The sequence below is a fragment of the Pseudomonas sp. TH10 genome, from assembly GCF_016651255.1.
Taxonomy (GTDB): Bacteria; Pseudomonadota; Gammaproteobacteria; order Pseudomonadales; family Pseudomonadaceae; genus Aquipseudomonas.
Genome location: NZ_JAEKEG010000007.1, coordinates 1 through 9539, shown reverse-complemented (window position 1 = coordinate 9539; position 9539 = coordinate 1). Strand labels below are relative to the sequence as shown.

The following is a 9539-nucleotide window of genomic DNA, read 5'->3' as shown; positions in this document are numbered from 1 at the left end:
GCGCCCTGCACCCCTTCAGACGCCCGCTGTTCACCCTCGGCCGCGAGCCTTTGCAACACCTGCACGAAATCCCGCGCGAACAGTTCTGGACGCTGCGTGCACTGGACGTCTACCCCGGCAACGAACGCTGCGAAGTGATCGGCGCCCGCGGGCCCTTCCTCATCGACGACGAACGCCAACTGTTCGAGCGCCGGCAGATCGACGTGCTGATCAGCAAGAACAGCGGCAGCACCGCCACCGAGCCGAAGCTGGAAGTGGCGCGGGAGCGTGGGGTGCCGGTGCTGGTGTTGAAAAAGACCGGTGTTGCCGGTGGTGGACAGGGAGTTTGAGTCGGTGATGCAGGTCTTGGCGGCCCTGTCGTCCTAGGATGTCTCCTGCACTCTTTCGAAACTCGTGATTTTGCCGACCAGGTTTTCGGAAAAAGCCGTATATCCAGCCGCTCGCGCAAATCTTATAGTTCGGCATTGAGCAACGCTGGCAATCTGCAATTCGCGACTATCATGAAGGTTATGAAAGCCTTGGGCCTGCGCTTGCATGCCACTGCGCCCTGACTGCTGCGACACCAGACCGCAGGCGGGCTTTTACTTATCGGCCCTGATCAGGCTAAATAGCCGCGCCTGATCGCCCATCCTACCGGATTGTCCCCATGTCCCGACAACGGCTCGCAATTGCCTGGATCGCCTGCTTTGCAGTGCTGTTCAACATGCTCGCCATGCCGATGAGCGGGGCGATGGCGCAGTCGGCTAAATCGCCGGCCGATCAGTTGCTCTGGGGCAGTTTCTGCTCCTCCAGCGGCACGAAGATGGTGGCTATCAACATCGGCACCACCGATCAAAAAGCCCCGGCCGACGACACTCATTCCAACATGCAGCATTGCTGGTGTTGCTCGGGTTCAGCGCCGCTGGTTGCGCTGCCGGGGCATTCGCCGCAGCTGTATTTCGCCCGCTACGAAAGCAATCGCAGCGTCGCGCCGATCTCGCTTCAGACGCCCACCCCGCGCCAGCAATGGCCAAGTCTCAATCCTCGCGCCTCCCCTCTGGTTTGATTTGTTCCCGCAATTGACCTGCGTTTTGAATCGTTCTGGAGAACCGCCATGTTGAACAAACTCATCGTCTGGCCGCGCTTGCTGTTGCCTGCGTGCTCTTGCCAATGCCCACGATTACAAGGCCGGGCGAACTGGAAGTCGCTCACCCCTGGTCACATGGAGCTGCCACCCAATGCACCGACCGTGGCCGCGTATTTCGTGATTCACAACACAGGCGACAGCGCAGACAGCTTGCTCAGCGTCGACTCGCCCGATCGCCGGCAAAGCCGAACTGCATGAGCACGTGATGCAGGGCGATCTGATGAAGATGCAGCAAGTGCCGAGCGTCGAAATTCCTGCCGGCGGCGAGGTAACGTTCGCGCCGATGGCTTATCACGTAATGCTGCTCAACCCCACCGATCGCAGCCTGCTCAGCGATGGCAAGCACTTCCCGCTGACGATGCATTTCGAGAAGGCCGGTGATGTCACCGTCGACGTCGCGGTGCAGAAGAAACCGCCGCACGACATGCCGGAACACGCTCACGCGCAATAACCGATCCGGTTGACGTCGCCCATGCGCCCGTTGAGCGCCAGGCCGTCCGTGCAACGTCGTCAGGCTGAACACCTGACTCGCGGCAGCTGGGTCGCCCTGTTCGCCATGTTGATGATCTTCATCGGCCCACTGATTTCTCAGTCGATGCCGATGGATCAGCGCGCCCGATGTCCATGGACATGTCCACGAGCATGAGCATGGACATGTCGACGATGAAGACACGCCGAACATGGCGCGCAGGTCGACGCTGAGCACTGTCCGCCGAAAACCGATCATCACGCGCTGTGGGAACGATGCGGCTACTGCAGCCTGTTGTTCAATTGCCCGGCACTGACGGGCGGCCACTCTTTCGCGGCCTTTGACACCCCCAAGACCAACACTTTCACCACACCCGCCACACGCCTGGGTCATGCCCGGCCAACCTTCTTCCCCGGCGCCCGCACCCGCGCGCCCCCTTCCGTCGCGTAAACACCTGCCCAAACCCACACGGCTATAGGACAGCAAAGGCGCCTGTGGGAGCGGGGCTGCTCGCGAAAGCGTTGTGCCAGATGACATCCATGTGGCTGACATTCCTCTTCGCGAGCACGCCTGCTCCCACAGTTGATTCGAGCTTTGGCTGCCAGCCGTGTCGTTTACGACTGTTCGACGGAAATTTTCATGTCCATGTTTTCTGCAGACACACGCCTGAGCGCCGCCCAGGTTTCTTTCGCCCTGAACCCGACCAACGTCCGGTTCAGACACGCCACCGCGATCCTTTGCGGCGCTTTGCTCGTGCCCCTGGCGCAAGCCGATGAGCACGCCGGCCACGTTGAAGAGATGAGTCCGACGGTGATTACCGGCATCGCGCCGAGCTCGCCATTGACCATCGTCACCAACCCCAAGGACCCGCGCCAACCGGTGCCGGCCAGCGATGGCGGTGATTATCTGAAGACCATTCCGGGCTTTGCCCTGGTGCGCAATGGCGGCACCAACGGCGATCCCGTGCTGCGTGGCATGTTCGGTTCACGCCTGAACATCCTCACCAACGGCGGCGTGATGCTCGGCGCCTGCCCTGGCCGAATGGACGCACCCACCTCCTACATTTCGCCAGAAACCTACGACAAGCTCACCGTGATCAAAGGCCCGCAAACCGTGCTCTGGGGCCCCGGCGCATCCGCCGGCACCGTGCTGTTCGACCGTGAGCCGGAAAGCTTTGGCGAACTCGGTACGCGGGTCAACGCGAGCATTCTGGCCGGTTCCCACGGTCGCTTCGACAAGGTCGTCGACGCCGCAGCTGGCGGGCCATTGGGCTACGTGCGAGTGATCGGCAACACCGCACATTCGGATGATTACCGCGACGGCAACAACGACATCGTCGCCTCGCGCTACGACAAGTGGAACGGCGACGTCGCGATTGGCTGGACCCCGGACGCCGACACCTTGATCGAACTCACCGCCGGCAAGGGCGACGGCGAAGCACGCTATGCCGGGCGTGGCATGGACGGTTCGCAGTTCCTGCGCGAAAGCCTCGGCCTGCGCCTGGAGAAGTCCAACATCAACGATGTGCTGGAGAAACTCGAGGCGCAGGTTTACTACAACTACGCCGACCACGTGATGGACAACTACACCCTGCGCACACCCTCCGGCACCGGCATGATGGCTGGGCCGATGGCCTCGAACGTCGATCGCCGTACCCTTGGCGCACGCATCAAAGCCACCTGGCGCTGGGCCGACATTCAGTTGATCACCGGCCTCGATGCGCAGACAAACGAACACCGCCAGCGCAGCGGCATGGGCATCGACACCTACAAGGATCAGCCGTATACCAAGGACGCCGACTTCCATAACTATGGCGTGTTCAGCGAAATGACCTGGTACGCCGCCGACCGTGACCGGCTCATCAGCGGCGCCCGCCTGGATCGCGCCTCGGCCAGGGATGTTCGCCAGACCACCGGCTCGGGGATGATGACCCGCCCCAACCCGACCGCCAACGACACCCGCGCCGACACCCTGCCCAGCGGCTTCATCCGCTACGAGCATGACCTGGCAGACAGCCCGACCACTCTCTATGCAGGCCTCGGTCACGCGCAGCGCTTCCCGGATTACTGGGAACTGTTTTCGCCCAAATCCGGCCCGGTCGGTTCGGTCAACGCGTTCGATTCGATCAAGCCGGAAAAAACCACGCAGTTCGATTTCGGCGTGAACTACAAGAGCGCTGACCTCGAAGCCTGGGCCTCGGGCTACATCGGCGTGGTGCGCGATTACATTCTGTTCGACTACACGCCGACGATGATGGGCATGAGCACCTCGCGTGCCGAGAACATCGACGCACGGATCATGGGCGGCGAACTCGGTGCCGCTTACAACCTGAGCGAGAACTGGAAAGCCGATGCAACCCTGGCCTACGCCTGGGGCAAGAACAGCAGCGACGGCAAGGCCCTGCCGCAAATGCCGCCGCTGGACGCGCGTTTCGGTCTGACTTACAGCGAGGACAACTGGAGCGCCGGGGCACTGTGGAGAGTGGTCGCCGCGCAAGACCGTATCGACCGCAACAAGGGCAACGTGGTCGGCAAGGACTTCGACAAGACCGCAGGTTTCGGGGTGTTCTCGCTCAATGGCGCCTACCGGATCAACCAGCACTGGAAGGTCAGCACAGGCGTGGACAACCTGTTCGGCAAGGCTTACGCCGAGCACCTGAACCTGGCCGGCAACGCGGGCTTCGGTTACCCGGCCAACGACCCGCAAGCCATCAAGGAACCGGGGCGAACGCTCTGGACCAAGATTGATATGAGTTTCTAACAAGAAAAGTCAAAAGATCGCAGGCTACGCCAGCTCCTGCATCGCATGCACCCTGTAGGAGCGGCGTAGGAGCTGTCGAGTGAAACGAGGCTGCGATCTTTTTACGGGACAATCGATTCGCCAAGCGGAGCAAACGTGATGCAAAAGCCCAAACCGAATTTCTACAACCTGGCCTGGCGTTGGCATTTTTACGCCGGCCTGTTCGTCGCCCCGTTCATGGTCATGCTGGCCCTGACCGGCATCATTTACCTGTTCAAACCGCAGCTCGATTCGCTGATGTACAGCAGCCTGCTCAACGTTCCGGCCGGTCATCACACCATTCCGGCCGACGACTTGTTGCAACGGGTGAAAAGCGCCTACCCACAAGGCCAGGTGAAGCAATATCTGCCGCCAGTGAACGCCGAACGCAGTGCACAATTTGTCGTAGCCAACGCCGGTCACGAACTGAATGTGTTCATCGAACCGTACCACGGCGACATCCTCGGCGAGCAGGATGCCAAGCAAAACCTGCAAGCCATCGCCCGCGCCATCCACGGTGAATTGATGATCGGCACCGTCGGTGACCGCCTCATCGAAATGGCCGCCGGTTGGGGCGTGGTGCTGGTGGTGTCCGGGTTGTTCCTGTGGTGGCCGCGCGGCCAGGCGGCGGGGATTCTGTGGCCACGCCTGAACAGTCGCGGGCGCGTGTTATGGCGTGATCTGCACGCCGTCACCGGGTTCTGGGGCGCGACATTGCTGCTGGTCATGTTGCTCAGTGGCATGACCTGGACCGGATTCTGGGGCAAGCAATATGCCCAGGTGTGGAACGTATTCCCGGCGGCGATGTGGGACAACGTGCCGACCTCCGACGTCGAGGCCCGCAGCCTCAACAGCGCCACCCGCCAGACCGTGCCCTGGGCGATGGAAAACACGCCGATGCCGATGTCCGGCGACCATGCCGAACACATGGCCCACGGCGGCGCCAACGCAGGCCCTGCGGCGCCCGGCATCAGCCTGCAAGACGCGCAGAACATCGCTACGCAGCGCAAGGTTGAACCGGGCTACAGCATCACCCTGCCGACCACCGCCACCGGCGTGTTCACCATCGCCGTGTTCGCCGACGACCCGCGCAACGATGCCACCCTGCATGTCGATCAATACACCGGCAAGGTGCTCGCGGATGTGCGCTGGGAAGACTACGGCAATGTCGCCCGCGCCACGGAAGTCGGCGTGATGTTGCATGAAGGCAAGATGTTCGGGGTCATCAATCAGATTATCGTGCTGCTGATCTGCCTGATGATTCTGCTGAGCGCGGTCAGTGGCGTGGTGATCTGGTGGAAACGTCGCCCGCAAGGCAAGCTCGGCGTGCCACCGCTGCGCCACGACCTGCCGAAATGGAAAACCGCGATGGTCATCATGCTCGCACTGGCGGTGGCATTTCCCTTGGTGGGGGCCTCGTTGGTCGTGGTCTGGGTTTTGGACCGTGTGCTGTTTTCGCGATTCAACCGGCAGCCTGAATCGGCTTCTACTTCCTGAATCCGGCTTCCTCTGCCGGAGCGGGCTCGCTTGCGATCAACGTCGTGACGCTGCGGTCAGACAGAAACCAGCGTTATCGTTGACGTCCATCGCGGGCGCGCTCGCTCCTACAGCCAGGGGCGGCGCTCCTGCCCTGTTGTGGCGCACCCCGGCGCACCAACGCCCCGACCTCGACCCTTCCTGGTGCGCCGCCCAGGCACGCAGCCTGTCTAAACCGACACTTTCCTGCCTTATGCCGACCAGGCACAGCCCTTGCTAAAGACTCTTCAATAGCCCGCATCTGCCAACCAAGAAAAATATCTAACGTTCATGGAGATTGCACAATGAAGCGTCGTAGCTTGATCAAGGCTTTCACACTCACGGCAAGCATCGCCGCAATGGGCATGACCTGGACTATCCAGGCCGCCGAGACCATCAAGGTCGGGATTCTGCACTCGTTGTCCGGCACCATGGCGATCTCCGAAACGTCGCTCAAAGACATGGCGCTGATGACCATCGACGAGATCAACGCCAAGGGCGGTGTGAACGGCAAGATGCTCGAACCGGTGGTAGTCGACCCGGCGTCGAACTGGCCGCTGTTCGCGGAGAAGGGCCGGCAGTTGCTGACTCAGGACAAGGTTGCCGTGGTGTTCGGCTGCTGGACGTCGGTGTCGCGTAAATCGGTGCTGCCGGTGTTCGAAGAACTCAACGGCCTGCTGTTCTACCCGGTGCAATACGAAGGCGAAGAGATGTCGCCGAACGTCTTTTACACCGGCGCCGCGCCGAACCAGCAAGCGATCCCGGCGGTTGAATACCTGATGAGCGAAGAAGGTGGCAGCGCCAAGCGCTACTTCCTGCTCGGCACCGACTACGTCTACCCACGCACCACCAACAAGATTTTGCGCTCGTTCCTGCACTCCAAAGGTGTGGCCGACAAGGACATCGAAGAGGTCTACACCCCGTTCGGCCACAGCGACTACCAAACCATCGTCGCCAACATCAAGAAATTCTCGGCCGGCGGCAAGACAGCCGTTATCTCCACCGTCAACGGCGACTCCAACGTGCCGTTCTATAAAGAGCTGGCCAACCAAGGCCTGAAAGCCACTGACGTTCCGGTCGTGGCGTTCTCGGTGGGTGAAGAAGAACTGCGCGGCATCGACACCAAACCGCTGGTGGGCAACCTCGCGGCGTGGAACTACTTTGAGTCAGTGGAGAACCCACAGAACAAAAAATTCGTCGCTGACTGGAAAGCCTACGCGAAGAAACACAACCTGCCGGGCGCTGACAAAGCCGTGACCAACGACCCGATGGAAGCCACGTATGTCGGCATCCACATGTGGGCGCAAGCGGTCGAGAAAGCCAAGTCGACAGACGTCGACAAAGTCCGCGAAGCCCTCGCCGGCCAGACCTTTGCCGCACCGTCGGGCTACACGCTGACCATGGACAAGACCAACCACCACCTGCACAAGCCGGTGATGATCGGCGAAATTCAGGCGGACGGTCAGTTCAACGTGGTCTGGCAGACCGAAGGCCCGATCCGTGCCCAGCCGTGGAGCCCGTTCATTTCGGGTAACGACAAGAAGCCGGACTATGCGGTGAAGAGCAACTAAGCCATTGGACGTCGGGGCCCGCACTCGGGCCCGACACTAATCCCTGTGGGAGCGAGCCTGCTCGCGAAGGCGTCGGCACATTCAACATCTATGTGCCTGACACACCGCATTCGCGAGCAGGCTCGCTCCCACAATGTCCGCGCAAGGCGACTCTCTATGCCCACCGCCCTTTATCGCTTGATCCTGGCCATCGCGCTGTTGCTGCCGATGGCCACTTTTGCCGGCGATGCCGAAGACTTCGTCGCGGCCAATCCCGTGCAACAGGCCAAACTGCTCGAAGCCTGGGCCGCGCAGCCCGATCCGGCCCGTATCGAACTGATCAACGCCCTGCAACAAGGCGAACTGACTGTCGATGGCCAAGCCAAAACCCTGCGCCTGAACAATCGCCTGCGGGGTCTGATCGACACCGCCATGGCCAGCCACCAATTGCTCGCCGCCGACGCCAAAATCCGTCTGACTGCCGCGCAGCAATTGCAGAAAAGCGCGAAACCCGCGCAGCTGAAATTCCTCGACCAGCAACTCGCCGGTGAAAAAGATGAAAACGTCCACGCCGCGCTGAGCCTGGCCCTGGCCAATCTGCAACTGGTCGACACGGACCCGGCCGTGCGCCTCGCGGCCGTGCGCCTGCTCGGGGAAACCGGCGACCCGCTGGCCCGCACCCGCCTTGAAAGCCTGCTGGAACCGGGCGTCGAGGCCGACGCCGGGGTGCGTACCGCCGCCGAAACCAGCCTGGCCCAAGTGAAACGCAAACTGCTGATCGGCGAGGTCCTCGGCCAGGCGTTCAGCGGCATGTCCCTGGGCTCGATTCTGCTGCTTGCCGCCCTCGGCCTGGCGATTACCTTCGGCCTGCTCGGGGTGATCAACATGGCCCACGGCGAGATGCTGATGCTCGGCGCGTACTCGACCTATGTGGTGCAGCTGATGTTCCAGCGCTACGCCCCGCAAGCCATCGAGTTCTACCCGCTGATTGCCCTGCCGGTGGCGTTTTTTGTCACCGCCGCAATCGGCATGGCACTGGAGCGCACAGTGATCCGCCACCTCTATGGGCGCCCACTGGAAACCCTGCTCGCCACCTGGGGCATCAGCCTGATGCTGATCCAGTTGGTGCGGCTGGTGTTTGGCGCACAGAACGTCGAGGTGGCCAACCCGGCCTGGTTGTCAGGCGGCATTCAGGTGCTGCCGAACCTGGTGCTGCCCTACAACCGCATCGTCATCATCGCGTTTGCGCTGTTCGTGGTCGTGCTGACCTGGCTGCTGCTGAACAAGACGCGCCTGGGGTTGAACGTGCGCGCCGTCACGCAAAATCGCAACATGGCCGCCTGCTGTGGAGTGCCGACCGGTCGCGTCGACATGCTCGCGTTCGGGCTCGGCTCCGGTATCGCCGGCCTCGGCGGTGTGGCGCTGAGCCAGATCGGTAACGTCGGCCCGGATCTTGGCCAGAGCTACATCATCGACTCGTTTCTGGTGGTGGTGCTCGGCGGCGTCGGGCAACTGGCGGGCAGCGTGCTCGCGGCGTTTGGCCTCGGTATCGCCAACAAGATTCTCGAGCCGCAGATCGGTGCGGTGCTCGGCAAGATCCTGATCCTCGCGCTGATCATTCTGTTTATCCAGAAACGTCCGCAAGGCCTCTTCGCACTGAAAGGACGGGTGATCGACTGATGAACCAGCCTCTGTTAGTCACGGCCACGCAAAAGGCCGGGCCGAAAATCACCATGGCGGTCGGCGCGGTGGTTCTCGCCCTGCTGATCGCCCTGCCCTTGCTGTCACTGTTGTCGCCGGAGAGTGCGCTGCACGTCTCGGCGTACACGCTGACGCTGGTCGGCAAAATCCTGTGCTACGCCATCGTCGCCCTGGCGCTGGATCTGGTCTGGGGTTACGCCGGTCTGCTGTCCCTCGGTCACGGACTGTTCTTTGCCCTCGGCGGTTATGCGATGGGCATGTACCTGATGCGTCAGGCAGCCGGTGATGGTTTGCCAGCATTCATGACCTTCCTGTCGTGGACCGAGTTGCCATGGTACTGGGCCGGCACCAGCAGTTTCTCTGGGCCATGTGCCTGGTGGTGCTTCATTGTGCCGTTCCG

Annotated in this window: 5 protein-coding genes and 5 pseudogenes; all 10 read left to right on the top strand. The window is 61.8% G+C overall.

Annotation, left to right across the window (positions count from 1 at the left end; all coding sequences use genetic code 11):
* Positions 1–366 (top strand): annotated as a pseudogene (locus JFT80_RS00915) (precorrin-6A/cobalt-precorrin-6A reductase); the annotation flags it as partial.
* Between the two features lie 83 nt (positions 367–449).
* Positions 450–551: pseudogene (locus tag JFT80_RS23665) on the top strand (transcriptional regulator); the annotation flags it as partial.
* 95 nt (positions 552–646) lie between these two features.
* On the top strand, positions 647–1045 hold the full coding sequence (locus tag JFT80_RS00910; RefSeq protein ID WP_201146608.1) for a DUF2946 domain-containing protein: 399 nt from the start codon (positions 647–649) through the stop codon (positions 1043–1045).
* Positions 1046–1093: 48 nt separating this feature from the next.
* Positions 1094–1577: pseudogene (locus tag JFT80_RS00905) on the top strand (copper chaperone PCu(A)C).
* A 21-nt stretch (positions 1578–1598) separates the two neighbouring features.
* Positions 1599–2045, top strand: a pseudogene (locus JFT80_RS00900) (DUF2946 domain-containing protein).
* Between the two features lie 189 nt (positions 2046–2234).
* Positions 2235–4355: a TonB-dependent copper receptor gene (locus JFT80_RS00895; RefSeq protein WP_201146607.1), complete on the top strand. Its 2121-nt coding sequence runs from the start codon at positions 2235–2237 to the stop codon at positions 4353–4355.
* Between the two features lie 138 nt (positions 4356–4493).
* Entirely contained in the window at positions 4494–5870 is a 1377-nt protein-coding gene (locus JFT80_RS00890; protein WP_201146606.1) for a PepSY domain-containing protein, read from the top strand.
* 323 nt (positions 5871–6193) lie between these two features.
* The gene (gene urtA / locus JFT80_RS00885; protein ID WP_201146605.1) at positions 6194–7459 is read left to right on the top strand and encodes an urea ABC transporter substrate-binding protein; all 1266 of its coding nucleotides are present in this window, start codon (positions 6194–6196) and stop codon (positions 7457–7459) included.
* Between the two features lie 156 nt (positions 7460–7615).
* Positions 7616–9118 carry an urea ABC transporter permease subunit UrtB gene (gene urtB / locus JFT80_RS00880; RefSeq protein WP_201146604.1) on the top strand — a complete coding sequence of 501 codons (1503 nt, stop codon included), beginning with the start codon at positions 7616–7618 and terminating at the stop codon, positions 9116–9118.
* Positions 9118–9539: pseudogene (locus tag JFT80_RS00875) on the top strand (urea ABC transporter permease subunit UrtC); the annotation flags it as partial. The gene urtB and the pseudogene JFT80_RS00875, both read left to right, overlap by 1 nt.